Annotated in this window: 19 protein-coding genes and 1 rRNA gene; 14 read left to right on the top strand and 6 right to left on the bottom strand. The window is 41.6% G+C overall.

Going from position 1 to position 15246, the window contains the following annotated elements:
* Window positions 1-32: 32 nt before the first annotated feature.
* The 8 genes from rpmJ to GWI58_RS02285 all read left to right on the top strand — a co-directional run bounded on the left by rpmJ (window position 33) and on the right by GWI58_RS02285 (window position 4092).
* Window positions 33-149, top strand: a complete 117-nt coding sequence (rpmJ, locus tag GWI58_RS02320) for a 50S ribosomal protein L36 (protein WP_012368691.1) — start codon at window positions 33-35, stop codon at window positions 147-149.
* A gap of 144 nt (window positions 150-293) precedes the next feature.
* Window positions 294-650 carry a 30S ribosomal protein S13 gene (rpsM, locus tag GWI58_RS02315; RefSeq protein ID WP_004249689.1) on the top strand — a complete coding sequence of 119 codons (357 nt, stop codon included), beginning with the start codon at window positions 294-296 and terminating at the stop codon, window positions 648-650.
* Between the two features lie 16 nt (window positions 651-666).
* A complete protein-coding gene (rpsK, locus tag GWI58_RS02310) occupies window positions 667-1056 on the top strand; it encodes a 30S ribosomal protein S11 (protein ID WP_002919257.1) in 390 nt (129 codons plus the stop codon).
* Window positions 1057-1092: 36 nt separating this feature from the next.
* Window positions 1093-1713, top strand: a complete 621-nt coding sequence (gene rpsD / locus GWI58_RS02305) for a 30S ribosomal protein S4 (RefSeq protein WP_004246942.1) — start codon at window positions 1093-1095, stop codon at window positions 1711-1713.
* 25 nt (window positions 1714-1738) lie between these two features.
* Window positions 1739-2728 carry a DNA-directed RNA polymerase subunit alpha gene (locus GWI58_RS02300; protein ID WP_004246941.1) on the top strand — a complete coding sequence of 330 codons (990 nt, stop codon included), beginning with the start codon at window positions 1739-1741 and terminating at the stop codon, window positions 2726-2728.
* A gap of 37 nt (window positions 2729-2765) precedes the next feature.
* Entirely contained in the window at window positions 2766-3152 is a 387-nt protein-coding gene (gene rplQ, locus GWI58_RS02295; protein ID WP_004246940.1) for a 50S ribosomal protein L17, read from the top strand.
* Between the two features lie 262 nt (window positions 3153-3414).
* Window positions 3415-3828 carry a Zn(2+)-responsive transcriptional regulator gene (gene zntR / locus GWI58_RS02290; RefSeq protein ID WP_004246939.1) on the top strand — a complete coding sequence of 138 codons (414 nt, stop codon included), beginning with the start codon at window positions 3415-3417 and terminating at the stop codon, window positions 3826-3828.
* Between the two features lie 60 nt (window positions 3829-3888).
* The gene (locus GWI58_RS02285; protein ID WP_004246938.1) at window positions 3889-4092 is read left to right on the top strand and encodes an alternative ribosome-rescue factor A; all 204 of its coding nucleotides are present in this window, start codon (window positions 3889-3891) and stop codon (window positions 4090-4092) included.
* Between the two features lie 3 nt (window positions 4093-4095).
* Here the strand turns inward: GWI58_RS02285 and mscL are convergent, their stop codons facing one another.
* The 5 genes from mscL to def form a co-directional block, all read right to left on the bottom strand.
* Window positions 4096-4503 (bottom strand): large-conductance mechanosensitive channel protein MscL, encoded by a 408-nt coding sequence (mscL, locus tag GWI58_RS02280; RefSeq protein ID WP_004246937.1) that lies wholly within the window; start codon window positions 4501-4503, stop codon window positions 4096-4098.
* Between the two features lie 106 nt (window positions 4504-4609).
* Complete coding sequence (trkA, locus tag GWI58_RS02275) at window positions 4610-5986, bottom strand: Trk system potassium transporter TrkA (protein WP_094960225.1); 1377 nt, start codon at window positions 5984-5986, stop codon at window positions 4610-4612.
* Window positions 5987-6098: 112 nt separating this feature from the next.
* Entirely contained in the window at window positions 6099-7367 is a 1269-nt protein-coding gene (gene rsmB, locus GWI58_RS02270; RefSeq protein WP_004249887.1) for a 16S rRNA (cytosine(967)-C(5))-methyltransferase RsmB, read from the bottom strand.
* Window positions 7368-7463: 96 nt separating this feature from the next.
* The gene (fmt, locus tag GWI58_RS02265) at window positions 7464-8414 is read right to left on the bottom strand and encodes a methionyl-tRNA formyltransferase (protein WP_004246934.1); all 951 of its coding nucleotides are present in this window, start codon (window positions 8412-8414) and stop codon (window positions 7464-7466) included.
* Window positions 8415-8440: 26 nt separating this feature from the next.
* Entirely contained in the window at window positions 8441-8956 is a 516-nt protein-coding gene (gene def, locus GWI58_RS02260) for a peptide deformylase (protein ID WP_004246933.1), read from the bottom strand.
* Between the two features lie 131 nt (window positions 8957-9087).
* Here def and dprA point away from each other — a divergent pair, with 131 nt between their 5' ends.
* The 5 genes from dprA to GWI58_RS02235 are packed head-to-tail and all read left to right on the top strand — an operon-like array spanning window position 9088 to window position 12475.
* Window positions 9088-10245 carry a DNA-processing protein DprA gene (gene dprA / locus GWI58_RS02255; protein WP_004246932.1) on the top strand — a complete coding sequence of 386 codons (1158 nt, stop codon included), beginning with the start codon at window positions 9088-9090 and terminating at the stop codon, window positions 10243-10245.
* 18 nt (window positions 10246-10263) lie between these two features.
* Window positions 10264-10821, top strand: coding sequence for a DNA topoisomerase family protein (locus GWI58_RS02250; RefSeq protein ID WP_017827503.1), 558 nt, complete (start codon window positions 10264-10266; stop codon window positions 10819-10821).
* Window positions 10814-11383, top strand: a complete 570-nt coding sequence (gene tsaC, locus GWI58_RS02245) for an L-threonylcarbamoyladenylate synthase type 1 TsaC (RefSeq protein WP_004246930.1) — start codon at window positions 10814-10816, stop codon at window positions 11381-11383. Before GWI58_RS02250 ends, tsaC begins: the two co-directional genes overlap by 8 nt.
* A 7-nt stretch (window positions 11384-11390) precedes the next feature.
* Window positions 11391-12215: a shikimate dehydrogenase gene (gene aroE / locus GWI58_RS02240; RefSeq protein WP_004249684.1), complete on the top strand. Its 825-nt coding sequence runs from the start codon at window positions 11391-11393 to the stop codon at window positions 12213-12215.
* Complete coding sequence (locus GWI58_RS02235) at window positions 12212-12475, top strand: DUF1488 domain-containing protein (protein ID WP_094960226.1); 264 nt, start codon at window positions 12212-12214, stop codon at window positions 12473-12475. Before aroE ends, GWI58_RS02235 begins: the two co-directional genes overlap by 4 nt.
* Here GWI58_RS02235 and GWI58_RS02230 read toward each other — a convergent pair.
* Window positions 12451-13014, bottom strand: a complete 564-nt coding sequence (locus tag GWI58_RS02230) for a gamma carbonic anhydrase family protein (RefSeq protein WP_004249682.1) — start codon at window positions 13012-13014, stop codon at window positions 12451-12453. The genes GWI58_RS02235 and GWI58_RS02230 overlap by 25 nt on opposite strands.
* 631 nt (window positions 13015-13645) lie before the next feature.
* Here GWI58_RS02230 and GWI58_RS02225 point away from each other — a divergent pair.
* A 16S ribosomal RNA gene (locus tag GWI58_RS02225) occupies window positions 13646-15188 on the top strand.
* The last annotated feature ends 58 nt before the right edge of the window (window positions 15189-15246 follow it).

The following is a 15246-nucleotide window of genomic DNA, read 5'->3' as shown; positions in this document are numbered from 1 at the left end:
TGGGTTTGTTTTAGAAGTTACGGAGAGTAAAAATGAAAGTTCGTGCTTCCGTCAAGAAAATGTGCCGTAACTGCAAAATCGTTAGACGTCACGGCCACGTGCGTGTAATTTGCAGTGTTGACCCTAAGCATAAACAGCGTCAAGGCTAAATTATTGCATTTTTTTCTTGCAAAGTTCGGTTGAGCTGGCTAAATTAGCCAGCCCAATCATTTATAATCATACAGTATTGTTTGAGTATCCTGAAAACGGGCTTTTCAGAATAGTACTGTATAAAGTTAATTTAGGAGTGCATAGTGGCCCGTATAGCAGGCATTAACATTCCTGATCATAAACATACCGTAATCGCTTTAACATCGATTTACGGCATTGGTAAAACTCGTTCACAGGCTATCTGTGAAGCAACGGGTATTGCTGAAAATGTTAAGATCAGTGAGCTGTCTGAAGAGCAAATCGACAAGCTGCGTGACGAAGTTGCCAAATACGTTGTAGAAGGTGATCTACGTCGTGAAGTTACCCTGAGCATCAAACGTCTGATGGATCTTGGTACTTACCGTGGTTTACGTCATCGTCGTGGTCTACCAGTTCGCGGTCAGCGTACTAAGACTAACGCACGTACCCGTAAGGGTCCGCGTAAGCCGATCAAGAAATAATCGGGGTATTTGAACAATGGCAAAAGCACCTATTCGTGCACGTAAGCGTGTAAGAAAACAAGTCTCTGACGGTGTGGCTCATATCCATGCTTCTTTCAACAACACAATCGTTACTATTACAGACCGTCAAGGTAACGCGTTGGGTTGGGCTACTGCCGGTGGTTCCGGTTTCCGTGGTTCTCGTAAATCTACTCCGTTTGCGGCTCAGGTTGCAGCAGAACGTTGCGCTGAAGCTGTTAAAGAGTACGGAATTAAGAACTTGGAAGTTATGGTAAAAGGACCTGGTCCTGGTCGTGAGTCAACTATCCGTGCATTAAACGCGGCTGGTTTCCGCATCACTAATATTACTGATGTGACTCCGATTCCTCATAACGGTTGTCGTCCACCGAAAAAACGTCGCGTTTAATAACGGTTTCGTTTTTAGGATAGTTGGAGAAAGAAAATGGCAAGATATTTGGGTCCTAAGCTCAAGCTGAGCCGTCGCGAAGGTACAGATTTATTTCTGAAATCTGGCGTTCGGGCGATTGACACCAAGTGTAAACTGGAACAAGCACCAGGTCAGCACGGCGCACGTAAACCGCGTCTGTCTGATTACGGTGTTCAGTTACGTGAAAAACAAAAAGTACGTCGTATTTACGGTGTTCTAGAGCGTCAATTCCGTAACTACTACAAAGAAGCAACACGTCTGAAAGGCAACACAGGTGAGAACTTACTTACTCTGTTAGAAGGTCGTCTGGATAACGTTGTTTATCGTATGGGCTTTGGCGCAACTCGCGCAGAAGCACGTCAGATGGTTAGCCACAAAGCAATCATGGTAAATGGTCGCGTGGTTAATATTGCTTCTTATCAGGTTTCCCCGAATGACGTAGTCAGCGTTCGTGAAAAATCGAAAAAACAGTCTCGTATTAAGGCTGCTTTAGAGCTGGCTGAACAGCGTGAAAAGCCAACATGGCTGGAAGTTGATGCTGCTAAGATGGAAGGTGTGTTCAAACGTATTCCTGAACGTACTGACTTGTCTGCGGACATTAACGAGCACCTGATCGTCGAGCTTTACTCCAAGTAAGGCTTAGCACCAAAGAGAGGACACAATGCAGGGTTCTGTGACAGAGTTTCTAAAACCGCGCCTGGTTGATATCGAGCAAGTGAGTTCGACGCACGCCAAGGTGACCCTTGAGCCATTAGAGCGAGGCTTCGGCCACACTCTAGGTAACGCACTGCGCCGTATTCTGCTTTCGTCTATGCCGGGTTGTGCGGTAACAGAGGTTGAGATTGATGGTGTACTGCATGAGTACAGCACCAAAGAAGGTGTTCAGGAAGATATCCTAGAAATACTGCTCAACCTTAAGGGGTTGGCGGTAAAAGTTCATGGTAAAGATGAAGTAATTCTTACTTTGAGCAAATCTGGCATTGGCCCTGTTATTGCAGCCGATATCATCCATGACGGTGATGTCGAAATCGTCAAGCCGCAGCACGTTATCTGCCACCTTACAGACGAAAACGCATCTATTAATATGCGTATCAAAGTTCAGCGTGGTCGTGGTTATGTGCCGGCTTCTGCCCGAATTCATTCGGAAGAAGATGAGCGCCCTATCGGTCGTTTACTAGTAGATGCGTGTTATAGCCCAGTTGAGCGAATCGCTTATACTGTGGAAGCAGCGCGTGTTGAACAACGTACCGACTTGGATAAGCTGGTAATCGAGATGGAGACTAACGGTACTATCGATCCAGAAGAATCGATTCGCCGTGCAGCGACTATCCTGGCTGAACAGCTTGAAGCTTTTGTTGACTTACGTGATGTTCGTCAGCCTGAAGTTAAAGAAGAGAAGCCAGAGTTCGATCCGATCCTGCTGCGCCCAGTTGACGATCTTGAATTGACTGTCCGCTCTGCTAACTGTCTGAAGGCAGAAGCAATCCACTACATCGGTGATCTGGTACAGCGTACTGAAGTTGAATTACTTAAGACGCCTAACCTTGGTAAGAAATCTCTTACTGAGATTAAAGACGTACTGGCGTCGCGTGGTTTATCTCTGGGCATGCGCCTTGAGAATTGGCCACCTGCAAGTATCGCTGATGAATAAGATCACAGGTTAAGGTTTTACTGAGAAGGATAAGGTCATGCGCCATCGTAAGAGTGGTCGTCAATTGAACCGCAACAGCAGCCATCGTCAGGCTATGTTTCGCAACATGGCAGGTTCTTTAGTTCGTCATGAAATCATCAAGACAACTTTGCCTAAAGCGAAAGAACTGCGTCGCGTCGTTGAGCCGCTGATTACTCTTGCCAAGACCGACAGCGTAGCTAATCGTCGTCTGGCATTCGCCCGTACTCGTGACAACGAAGTCGTGGCAAAACTGTTTACAGTATTAGGTCCGCGTTTTGCGAGCCGTGCAGGTGGTTACACTCGTATTCTGAAGTGTGGCTTCCGTGCAGGTGACAATGCTCCAATGGCTTACATTGAGCTTGTTGACCGTGCTGATTCTGAAACAGAAGCAGCTGCTGAATAATAAAATTATTATTTAGCGAAGCGAATAAAAAGACCGGATTTTTTAATCCGGTTTTTTTATTGCTATAGATTAGCAATAAATTTAAATCTATTGGTTCCTCCCTTTAATGACTCGCTACTTCTTTATTTATGTGGGTGCTATATATTTACTTTTGAATATGCTGCTATTGTGCGAAAGTAAGTATTAAGTATCGCACTATATTTCAATTCTATTTTTTTGGTTATTTGTTATGCTTACTTATCATTAGTTTGAGGAGTGATCAATGTATCGCATCGGCCAAATTGCAAAATTAGCGAATGTTACAACAGATACTATCCGTTTTTATGAAAAACAAGGATTGATGGAACATGATAGACGGACAGAAGGTGGCTATCGTCTGTATACAGAACAAGATTTGCAAAGATTACGCTTTATTCGTTATGCCAAAGAGTTAGGCTTTACTCTGGATGCTATTACTGAGTTACTTTCAATTAGAGTCGATCCTGCGCATCATACTTGTGTAGAATCAAAACATATTGTTGATGCTAGGCTAGCAGAAGTTGAGGCTCGTCTAAAAGAAATGGAAAAGATGCGTGATTCTTTAAAAATGTTAAGCAATGCTTGCTGTGGAACTGCTCATGAAAGTACATATTGTTCAATTCTAGAAATACTTGAATCTGGAGCGACAAAGCAATAATATCTGCACTGAAGATTGTTGTTCTATGCTTTATGTTCTTTAATAATTTAAGAGGTTTTTATGTCTAGCAAATATCAGCACCAAAAAGGTGTGATCAAAGATAATGCGTTAGCTGCACTTGTTCATGATCCTTTATTTAGACAACGGGTAGAAAAAAATAAGAAAGGCAAAGGTAGCTATATGAGAAAGGCAAAACATAATAAGAAAGGTAACTGGGAGGCCAGTGATAACAAATATTTTCAATTGTTATCACTGGCCTTTTAGTTTTTATTTTTGCTGATTTTTTAATAGATCACGGATTTCTGTTAATAAAGTTTCTTCTGCTGAAGGTGCAGGTGGTGCTTTAGGTTGTTCTTCTTCTTGTCTGCGCATCTTATTAATTAATTTAATCGCACAGAAAATAGCAAACGCGACAATGGCAAAATCAAAAACAGTTTGTATAAAGGCACCATAGTTTAAGATAACGGCAGGTATATCTCCATGAGCCTCTCTTAGTACTAAACTAAATTGTTTAAAATCGATCCCTCCAATGAGTAAGCCTAATGGAGGCATAATCACATCAGCTACTAAGGATGAAACAATTTTTCCGAATGCTGCACCAATGATGACACCGACTGCCATGTCAACAACATTGCCTTTCATTGCAAATTCACGAAACTCTTTGAAAAAAGCCATAACCACCCCTTATTAGTATGGATCTAGATATAAAAATATGTGTTTAGATAATAATAATAGATCAGTATCAGTAACAATCACTACTATTCTTATTTCTACACTAGAGTTATAAGAAAAATGGACTAGGTTGGAACAGTTTTTCTACTTCAGGAACATATTTTTTATCTGTAATAAACATGATCACATGGTCACCTTGTTCTATTGAGTGACTTGCATTGGCAATAATGACATCTTCATTGCGGACAATGGCGCCGATAATTGTGCCTGGCGGAAGTTTGATATCTTGAATACGTCTACCGACAACTTTTGAGGTATTTTCATCACCATGTGCAATGGCTTCAATAGCTTCAGCAACACCGCGACGTAATGAGGATACACTGACAATATCTGCTTTGCGAACATGACCTAATAGAGCTGAAATAGTGGCTTGTTGCGGAGAGATGGCAATATCAATGACTCCACCTTGGACTAAATCAACATAAGCACTGCGTTGAATAAGTACCATGGCTTTTTTTGCCCCCATGCGTTTTGCGAGCATTGCGGACATGATATTTGCTTCATCATCATTAGTGAGTGCAATAAAAACATCGATTTGCTCAATATGCTCTTCAGCGAGTAGCTCTTGATCAGATGCATCACCATAAAACACGATAGTATCATGGAGGAGCTCTGCTAACTCGGTAGCACGTTGTTGATTATGCTCAATCAGCTTAACGCTATAATCTTTTTCTAATCTTGCCGCTAATCCTGCTCCAACGTTTCCGCCACCAACAATCATAATGCGTTTATAAGGTTTTTCTAATCGTTGTAGCTCACTCATTACTGCGCGAATATGTTGTGACGCCACCACGAAAAAGACCTCATCACCCGCTTCAATAATGGTCGATCCTTGAGGGCGAATAGGTCTATCTTGGCGAAAGATAGCCGCAACACGGGTATCAATATGTGGCATATGATCACGTAGAGTGGATAGTGCATTACCCACAAGTGATCCACCATAGTAGGCTTTTACTGCCACGATACTGACTTGACCTTCAGCAAAGTTTACTACCTGTAGGGCACCGGGGTATTGAATTAGTTTATAGATATAATCTATAACGAGGTGTTCCGGGGAGATGAGGTAATCAATAGGAATTGCTTCTGGTAAAAAAAGTTTATCTGCTTCACGAACAAATTCAGAGGCTCGGATACGAGCAACTTTATTGGGAGTATTAAATAAAGTATAAGCGACTTGGCATGCTATCATATTTGTTTCGTCAGAATTTGTGACGGCAACTAGCATATCCGCATCTTCAGCCCCCGCTTCTCTTAAGACTCTCGGATGAGATCCATGACCATTTACAACTCTTAAATCAAATTTATCTTGAAGTTGACGTAAACGGGTAGCATCAGTATCGACAACAGTAATATCGTTATTCTCACCGACAAGATTTTCAGCGAGAGAGCCACCCACTTGACCTGCGCCTAAGATAATAATTTTCATCGTCAGTTCTCAGAATAGTCGATTAACAAATACAAGATCAATGTCTGTTCACATCGATCTTGTGTTGGAATAGTAGCTTCTTTTGGATCTGATATCATCTTTTACCACAAGATCATTTTTTATTGATCAGCGCATAAAAGAAGCCATCACCGCTATATTGCTCCGGTAAGCATTGATGCTGGTAGTCACATTGAGCATCTTGCATTGACGATAAGAAGGCTGCAATTTGTTGGCTATTTTCTTCAGGTAAAATAGAACAAGTAGCATAAACTAATGTGCCCCCTGATTTTAGGTATGGCCATATAGCATGTAATATTTCTTTTTGAATTTGCGCTAACTGAGCTATGTCTTCATTACGACGTAGCCATTTGATATCTGGATGGCGACGTATAACGCCAGTTGCTGAGCAAGGAGCATCAAGTAAGATCCTGTCAAATTGCATATTTGCACACCATTGCTCTGGATAACGTCCATCACCACTTTTGACTGTGGCATGTAGTTTTAAGCGGTTTAGATTTTCTTTAACTCTGGCTAAACGTTGCTCATCTATATCAATGGCGAGAACATGCGCTTTAGGGGCTATTTCTAAGATATGGGTTGTTTTTCCCCCAGGGGCTGCACATAAATCAAGAATTTGTTCGTTATTTTGTGGCGCTAGTAATTCTGCACAACGCTGAGCGCTGCGGTCTTGAACCGTGACCCAGCCCTCATTAAACCCTGGTAACAGGTGAACATTACAAGGTGTTTCTAAACGAATAGCATTGGGGTGGTGGTCATCGGAGAACGCGCTGATCCCTTCTTTTTCAAGCAGCGCTAAGTACTGTTCACGTGAATGATGTATTTGATTTACCCGTAACCACATTGGTGGCTTTTGGTTATTTCCTTCAATAATACTTTCCCATAGCTCAGGGTAGGCATTTTTTATTCGTGTGAGTAACCAAGAAGGGTGCAAATAGCGGCTATCATTATTTTGGAAACGTTCCATTAATACATCTTGTTGACGCTGAAATTGGCGTAATACACCGTTAATTAACCCTTTTAGTTGTGGTTTTTTCAGTGCGATCGCACCATTAACAGTTTCAGCGAGTGCTGCATGGGCAGGAACTCGAGTATAAAGGAGCTGATATAAACCGACCATAATGAGGTAATGTAAAATTCGTTGTTTACCTTTCAGTGGTTTATCCATTAGTTGTTGGATGATCCATTCTAGCTGGGGTAAGGTACGTAAGGTACCAAAGCAGAGCTCTTGCAAGAGCGCTTTGTCTTTATCTGAAATGTTTTTTTGTAATTCAGGGATCACCGAACTTAATGATAAGCCTTGATCTAAAACTTGAGCTATTGCCTTTGCTGCAATACTGCGTAAGTTGTATGACGTTTTCATAGTGAATTAGCGTTTATATATTGGCCGCCAGAGAAGAATAATATTGGCGTGAAAAAAGGACCCCCTGAAATATTGTTATTTCAAGGGGTAGTATCATTATTGAATGATTTTCCCAGGGGTAAACCAATCTCGTTTGGAATTTAGGAAATCGGCTGATGCCATAGGTTTTTTACCTGATGGTTGAAGCTTGGTGATATTTAAAATGCCTTCACCTGTTACGATATAAATGCCTGTTTTATCTGCTTTCAATAATGTACCTGGTATTTGATTGGTATTATCCGACGCGATAACTTGCGCTTCCCATACTTTCACCGGCTGATCATCGAGCATAAAAAAGCTCATAGGCCATGGATTAAACGCTCTAATACAACGTTCTATCTGTTGTGCAGATAACGACCAATTAATTTTTGCTTCTTCCTTTGATAGCTTTTCTGCGTAATTCGCTAGGCTATCATCTTGTTTCTCTGCTTTTAACTCACCGCTAATGATAAGATCTAATGTATTAATTAGTGCTTTAGGCCCCAGCTCTGCTAATTTAGCATAAAGAGAAGCACTCGTGTCTTGATGAGTAATTGGGCATGATGCTTTATAAAGCATATCGCCAGTATCTAAACCAACATCCATTTGCATAATGGTGACGCCAGTTTCTGTATCGCCCGCCCATAAGGCACGTTGGATAGGTGCAGCACCTCGCCATTTAGGTAGAAGAGAGCCATGGACGTTTAAGCAACCCAAACGAGGGATATCAAGTACTGCTTTGGGTAAAATCATACCATAAGCAACAACAATCATAACGTCAGGTTGTAGTGCTTTGATCCACTCATGATTCTCTTCTGGTTTTAACGATGTCGGTTGATAAACAGGAATGTTATTAGTTAATGCCAGTTCTTTCACTGGATTAATCGTCAGCTTCTTACCTCTTCCTGCGGGTTTATCTGGTGGCGTTAATACCCCAACAATATGATGTTGAGTTGATAACAGAGCAGCTAAATGTCGGGCTGCAAAGTCGGGTGTTCCCGCAAAGATAATACGTAATGAATCAGACACGTTTTTTTCCTGTTACAAGTAAATCTCTATTGTCCCGCTTTTGCTCTTCTCTTATCGAGCTTTTCAACTTTCTGGCGGATACGTTGGCGCTTTAATGGAGATAAATAATCCACAAATAATTTGCCAACTAAATGATCCATCTCATGTTGAATACAAATAGCGAGTAAGTCATCAGCTTCTAATTCAAAAGGTTGTCCGTTGTAATCAAGCGCTCTTACTTTTACGCGCTCTGCACGAGGCACAAATGCGCGTTGTTCAGGTATTGATAAACAACCTTCCTCTATTCCGGTATCACCTTCCTGATCAAGAAGTTCTGGATTAATGAGTACCAGTTTTTGATCTCGTGTTTCAGAGATATCAATGACGATGATGCGCTGGTGGATATCCACCTGTGTCGCAGCTAAACCGATACCTTCTTCCAAATACATTGTTTCAAACATATCATCGACAATTTTTTGAATTTCGGCATCAACTTTTTCGACTGGCTTTGCAATGGTGCGAAGGCGCTCGTCTGGATAATGTAATACGTGTAATACTGCCATAATTTATTTGGACTGTTTCTAAAATGTGAATGAGAATTAACGTCTATTCTAGACATTTATTGTCTGGATTGACAGTATTTGCTGAGTTTAGCACTCACCTTGTATGTTAAAAAATAACACTAGGATAATGCATGGATGCCAGAGAAATATGGATAAGACTTAATGTTGTTTCAAGATTGCCAGTAAATAAAGCGATTAAGGTGGTGGAATACTTACAATCATTGACGCAACTAAATCGTAAAGTGTTACTAGAATGTGGCCTATCAGAACAACAAAGTCACCAATTTATGAGGCTTCAGGCAAATTGTGTCAAAAGTACATTAAAGTGGCTAGATAAAAATGAATCATCACTCTTAACAATTTCTGATTCAGATTATCCTTTGCTATTAAAACAAATATCTTCTCCACCTCTTTTGCTTTTTGTTGCAGGTAATAAAGAGCATTTAAAAAGCACACAAATTGCATTAATTGGTAGTAGAGATGCTACACAGTATGGAACTAAGTGGGCGACTTATTTTGCACAACAGCTCGTGAAAAATAAATTCACAATTACAAGCGGATTGGCGCAAGGGATTGATGGTGTTGGACATCGTAGTGCTTTAAAACATCATGGCGTCACTATTGCTGTATTGGGGAGCGGTTTAGAACAAATTTACCCATCATTTCATCGTCGACTAGCAGAGCAAATCAAAGAGTCGGGTGTTCTTGTTTCAGAGCATCTCCCGATGGCACCACCTTTAGCTCGTCATTTCCCGCAAAGGAATAGAATTATTAGTGGATTGAGTTCAGCTCTCTTAATTGTAGAAGCTGGCATAAAAAGTGGATCTTTAATCACTGCCAATTATGCTCTACAACAAGGCAAAGAATTGTTTGTGTTACCCGGATTACTCGGTGACTCACACTTTGAAGGAAATCATCAGTTGCTAAAACAGGGGGCGAATTTAGCCTCTTCACCAGATGATATTATGGAATATTTAAATAGCTCTTGGCAGTGGTTAATCTTTAATCATAATGATGATTTACAAGACGAGCATATCGCAGAGGTTGGCTCAGCTGCCAATAAAAAAGAGTCCAGCAATATGCCATTAGAAATTGAAAAACTTACACCCACTCAGCAGCAATCAATAAATTTGATATTGCCTTTGTTAGGTTTTGATAAAGCTATCCCGATTGATATTATTGCGAATAAGAGCGGTTTATCCACATCAGATTTAGCTCCTCTTTTATTAGAGCTTGAGCTTATCGAAAAAGTCGCTATTGTGGCGGGTGGCTATATTCGATTGGAATAAGTGTTATGAGGTAAGACAATGGCAAAAATAATGCCGTTTACGCATCCATCTGAGCAAGAAAAATGTCCTGAATGTGGCAGTGATTTAATTATAAGAAATGGTGGCCATGGCCCTTTTCTAGGATGTTCTGCTTATCCTAATTGCCATTATATTAAGGCGTTGAAATCTCAAGGCGATGGACAGGTTATTAAAGTATTAGAAGGACAGCCTTGCCAATGTTGTGGCGCAGATTTAGTTTTACGACAAGGTAAGTTTGGCATGTTTATAGGCTGTAGCAATTATCCTGCTTGTGAGCATATAGAACAAATTGATAAACCTGATGAGACTGTGATTCATTGTCCTCAGTGCGAGAAGGGCAAATTATTACAGCGTAAGTCTCGGTTTGGTAAAATATTTTATGCTTGTAACCAATATCCTGAATGTCAATTTGTACTAAATAACAAACCGATTAATGGTGAGTGCGAATATTGTCATTATCCATTATTGATGGAAAAGAGGTCTTCTCAAGGAGTAAGATTAGTGTGCGCCAGCAAATTGTGTGGCAAGCAACAAACAAAAAGAGAAGAACATGAATAACGAAGTATCACCTGTAAATAATACAATTATAGAAGCACTGCAAAATAATCAAGTTATTGCCTATCCAACAGAAGCTGTGTTTGGTGTCGGTTGTGATCCTGATAGTGAAAGCGCGGTAATGGCATTACTTGAGTTAAAACAGAGAGCCATTGAGAAAGGGCTTATTTTAATTGCTGATAACTATGAACAATTAAAACCTTATATTGATGATAACGCATTGACTCAAGAACAGCGGGAGCGGATGTTTGCCTCTTGGCCAGGCCCAATCACTTGGGTTATTCCAGCTAAGTCAATAACGCCAAAATGGCTAACAGGGCGGTTTTCTTCCTTAGCTGTAAGGGTTACGGATCACCCTATTGTGAAAGCATTATGTGTGGCTTATGGCAAACCATTAGTATCAACCAGCGCAAATTTAAGCGGACTTCCTCCATGCCGTAGTGTTGAAGAAGTACAAGAGCAGTTTCGTAATCGAATTGCTATTGTAAATGGCGAGGTTGGTGGCAGAAAAAATCCTTCTGAAATTAGAGATGCACTAACAGGTGAGCTATATCGACAAGGATAATGATGCTATGGAAAAATATGTAGTGATGGGCAATCCCATTGAACATAGTCAATCTCCTTTTATTCATCAGCTTTTTTCGAAACAGTCAGGGATTGATTATGAATATGGGCGTTTACTGGTTCCATTAGGCGAATTTGATAAAGTAGCAACGCAATTTTTTTCTCAAGGTGGACGTGGAGCTAATGTTACCGTTCCTTTTAAGGAAGATGCTTTTCGCTTTGTGGATAAATTAACACAAAGAGCACAAGCCTGTGGTGCTGTTAATACTATTTTAAAATTAGATGACGGCACGTTATTAGGTGATAATACTGATGGTCAGGGCTTAATTCTTGATTTAGCTAGATTGGATTTTATTATCCCCGGAAAAATATTATCGGTTCTTGTTATTGGGGCTGGTGGTGCTACACGAGGGATATTATTACCATTATTAAATTATAATTGTGATATTACTTTGACTAATCGCACTGTTGAAAAAGCACAACAATTAGCACAAGAATTTAGCCAATTTGGTACAATTAGAGCTAGTGCTCCACAAAATGTTACAGATAAACATTATGATCTAATTATTAACGCCTCTTCATCTAGTATGACGGACGATATTCCACCTATACCTGATAGTGCTTATGGTTTTAAAACTGCTTGTTATGATTTGTATTATAAGGCAGGTATGACTTCTTTTTTATACCATGCATTAAAAAATGGTAGTACACGCTTATCTGATGGTCTAGGTATGCTGGTAGGGCAAGCCGCTTATGCCGTTGAGTTATGGTATGAGCGAGTACCTGATATTAATCCAACAATAAATATTTTAAGAGAAAATTTGAATAAATGAATCAATCCATTCAATTTCCTGATCGTGAGCAGTGGCTTGAAGATCAAAAATGCGTTCTTTTCCCTATCATGGTCAATGGAATGTTATTTGATTGCCAAATCACCGAACAAGAGCTAAAGGCACGCTTTGGTGATAATAGCAATGCTCTTTGTTTGTTTAAGCAGCATCGATGGGAAATTGAAGAAGAATTTGAAGAGTTGGCTAAGCTGTATGAAGTGTCAACTCTTCATCCATTTTACTGTTTATCAATGGCGGAATGAGCCGTTGATAAATAGTCGTTCTTCCACTTTACGTAATTATTAGCAGAGTAGATAAAGTGTTGTATTTCTGCGGGCGTGAGTGGGCGGATCTTTTTTACTGGGCTACCTAAATAAAGAAAACCACTTTCTAGTCGTTTACCAGGTGGTACTAGGCTTCCTGCGCCGATCAAGACATTATCTTCAATAATTGCACCATCAAGTAAGATTGATCCCATGCCGACTAATACTCGGTTTCCGATTGTACACCCATGTAACATTGCTTTGTGTCCAACAGTCACATCATCACCGATGATGAGAGGAAAACCATTAGGGGTATTTTCTGATGCATGTGTAACATGTAGCACTGAGCCATCTTGAATATTAGTCCTTGCTCCTACACTGACATAGTTAACATCACCGCGGATCACAACCATTGGCCAAATGCTGACATCTTCACTAAGGCGTACATCACCAATAACAGTGGCTGTCACGTCAATATAAACATCTTTAGCAATGGAAGGTGATAAGTGTAAGTAACTTCTAATAGTGGAATGGCTCATGATTGACCTCATACGAATATTGTGGCGGTACTTTGCTGTAATTGTAATATAGAAAAGTATAGCAGTGAGCAGGTATATCTGACGAGAGAATAATCCAGAGTATTATTTTTAACTGAAATAAATAGCAATGATAATAAAAGTAAGTGGATCGATGATGATCGATAGAAGATAACGAATAGACAAAACGGTTATTGCTAGTATAATTTTTGTGCTACTAGCGGGGTTTTAGTGTCAAAAATAGACGTGTAGCTTAAAAATAGAGCGAACAGAAAAAAAATTGAAATAAATACTTGCGCTAATCTGAGAAGCCCCTATAATGCGCACCCACTGACCGACGATGAGCTGACAACAGCAACGACGGAAAGGGAAGAGAAAAGAAAAAAGTTTGAAAAAACTCTTGACTCTTCAGAGGAATAGCGTAATATACGCCTCCTCGCAACAACGCAGAAGACCGGAAACGGCAGCGATAGTTGCACTGCTCTTTAACAAATTATCAGACAATCTGTGTGGGCACTCGCAGAGACGATATCTTCTAAAAAATTAGATGTATCAAGTCTTGAAGAGTGACTAACAAGTTAATTCATATAATGAATAAGCTAAGTTTTCGATTTCTTTGAGCATCAAACACTTTTAATTGAAGAGTTTGATCATGGCTCAGATTGAACGCTGGCGGCAGGCCTAACACATGCAAGTCGAGCGGTAACAGGAGAAAGCTTGCTTTCTTGCTGACGAGCGGCGGACGGGTGAGTAATGTATGGGGATCTGCCCGATAGAGGGGGATAACTACTGGAAACGGTGGCTAATACCGCATAATGTCTACGGACCAAAGCAGGGGCTCTTCGGACCTTGCACTATCGGATGAACCCATATGGGATTAGCTAGTAGGTGGGGTAAAGGCTCACCTAGGCGACGATCTCTAGCTGGTCTGAGAGGATGATCAGCCACACTGGGACTGAGACACGGCCCAGACTCCTACGGGAGGCAGCAGTGGGGAATATTGCACAATGGGCGCAAGCCTGATGCAGCCATGCCGCGTGTATGAAGAAGGCCTTAGGGTTGTAAAGTACTTTCAGCGGGGAGGAAGGTGATAAGGTTAATACCCTTGTCAATTGACGTTACCCGCAGAAGAAGCACCGGCTAACTCCGTGCCAGCAGCCGCGGTAATACGGAGGGTGCAAGCGTTAATCGGAATTACTGGGCGTAAAGCGCACGCAGGCGGTCAATTAAGTCAGATGTGAAAGCCCCGAGCTTAACTTGGGAATTGCATCTGAAACTGGTTGGCTAGAGTCTTGTAGAGGGGGGTAGAATTCCATGTGTAGCGGTGAAATGCGTAGAGATGTGGAGGAATACCGGTGGCGAAGGCGGCCCCCTGGACAAAGACTGACGCTCAGGTGCGAAAGCGTGGGGAGCAAACAGGATTAGATACCCTGGTAGTCCACGCTGTAAACGATGTCGATTTAGAGGTTGTGGTCTTGAACCGTGGCTTCTGGAGCTAACGCGTTAAATCGACCGCCTGGGGAGTACGGCCGCAAGGTTAAAACTCAAATGAATTGACGGGGGCCCGCACAAGCGGTGGAGCATGTGGTTTAATTCGATGCAACGCGAAGAACCTTACCTACTCTTGACATCCAGCGAATCCTTTAGAGATAGAGGAGTGCCTTCGGGAACGCTGAGACAGGTGCTGCATGGCTGTCGTCAGCTCGTGTTGTGAAATGTTGGGTTAAGTCCCGCAACGAGCGCAACCCTTATCCTTTGTTGCCAGCACGTGATGGTGGGAACTCAAAGGAGACTGCCGGTGATAAACCGGAGGAAGGTGGGGATGACGTCAAGTCATCATGGCCCTTACGAGTAGGGCTACACACGTGCTACAATGGCAGATACAAAGAGAAGCGACCTCGCGAGAGCAAGCGGAACTCATAAAGTCTGTCGTAGTCCGGATTGGAGTCTGCAACTCGACTCCATGAAGTCGGAATCGCTAGTAATCGTAGATCAGAATGCTACGGTGAATACGTTCCCGGGCCTTGTACACACCGCCCGTCACACCATGGGAGTGGGTTGCAAAAGAAGTAGGTAGCTTAACCTTCGGGAGGGCGCTTACCACTTTGTGATTCATGACTGGGGTGAAGTCGTAACAAGGTAACCGTAGGGGAACCTGCGGTTGGATCACCTCCTTACCTAAGAGATACGTGTTATGTGCAGTGCTCACACAGATTGTCTGATGAAGAACGAGCA

It is taken from the genome of Proteus sp. G2674 (assembly GCF_009915195.1).
GTDB lineage: Bacteria > Pseudomonadota > Gammaproteobacteria > Enterobacterales > Enterobacteriaceae > Proteus > Proteus mirabilis.
The sequence above is the reverse complement of the archived record's forward strand: the minus strand, read 5'-3'. Positions and strand labels throughout refer to the sequence as shown.

Coding starts and splice junctions, on each gene's coding strand:
- GWI58_RS02235 (WP_094960226.1), top strand. CDS start 12,212: ATGAATCAATCCATTCAATTTCCTGATCGTGAGCAGTGGCTTGAAGAT.
- rpsK (WP_002919257.1), top strand. CDS start 667: ATGGCAAAAGCACCTATTCGTGCACGTAAGCGTGTAAGAAAACAAGTC.
- GWI58_RS02285 (WP_004246938.1), top strand. CDS start 3,889: ATGTCTAGCAAATATCAGCACCAAAAAGGTGTGATCAAAGATAATGCG.
- zntR (WP_004246939.1), top strand. CDS start 3,415: ATGTATCGCATCGGCCAAATTGCAAAATTAGCGAATGTTACAACAGAT.
- GWI58_RS02300 (WP_004246941.1), top strand. CDS start 1,739: ATGCAGGGTTCTGTGACAGAGTTTCTAAAACCGCGCCTGGTTGATATC.
- rpmJ (WP_012368691.1), top strand. CDS start 33: ATGAAAGTTCGTGCTTCCGTCAAGAAAATGTGCCGTAACTGCAAAATC.
- GWI58_RS02230 (WP_004249682.1), bottom strand. CDS start 13,014: ATGAGCCATTCCACTATTAGAAGTTACTTACACTTATCACCTTCCATT.
- rsmB (WP_004249887.1), bottom strand. CDS start 7,367: ATGAAAACGTCATACAACTTACGCAGTATTGCAGCAAAGGCAATAGCT.
- rplQ (WP_004246940.1), top strand. CDS start 2,766: ATGCGCCATCGTAAGAGTGGTCGTCAATTGAACCGCAACAGCAGCCAT.
- mscL (WP_004246937.1), bottom strand. CDS start 4,503: ATGGCTTTTTTCAAAGAGTTTCGTGAATTTGCAATGAAAGGCAATGTT.
- aroE (WP_004249684.1), top strand. CDS start 11,391: ATGGAAAAATATGTAGTGATGGGCAATCCCATTGAACATAGTCAATCT.
- dprA (WP_004246932.1), top strand. CDS start 9,088: ATGGATGCCAGAGAAATATGGATAAGACTTAATGTTGTTTCAAGATTG.
- tsaC (WP_004246930.1), top strand. CDS start 10,814: ATGAATAACGAAGTATCACCTGTAAATAATACAATTATAGAAGCACTG.
- def (WP_004246933.1), bottom strand. CDS start 8,956: ATGGCAGTATTACACGTATTACATTATCCAGACGAGCGCCTTCGCACC.
- rpsD (WP_004246942.1), top strand. CDS start 1,093: ATGGCAAGATATTTGGGTCCTAAGCTCAAGCTGAGCCGTCGCGAAGGT.
- trkA (WP_094960225.1), bottom strand. CDS start 5,986: ATGAAAATTATTATCTTAGGCGCAGGTCAAGTGGGTGGCTCTCTCGCT.
- GWI58_RS02250 (WP_017827503.1), top strand. CDS start 10,264: ATGGCAAAAATAATGCCGTTTACGCATCCATCTGAGCAAGAAAAATGT.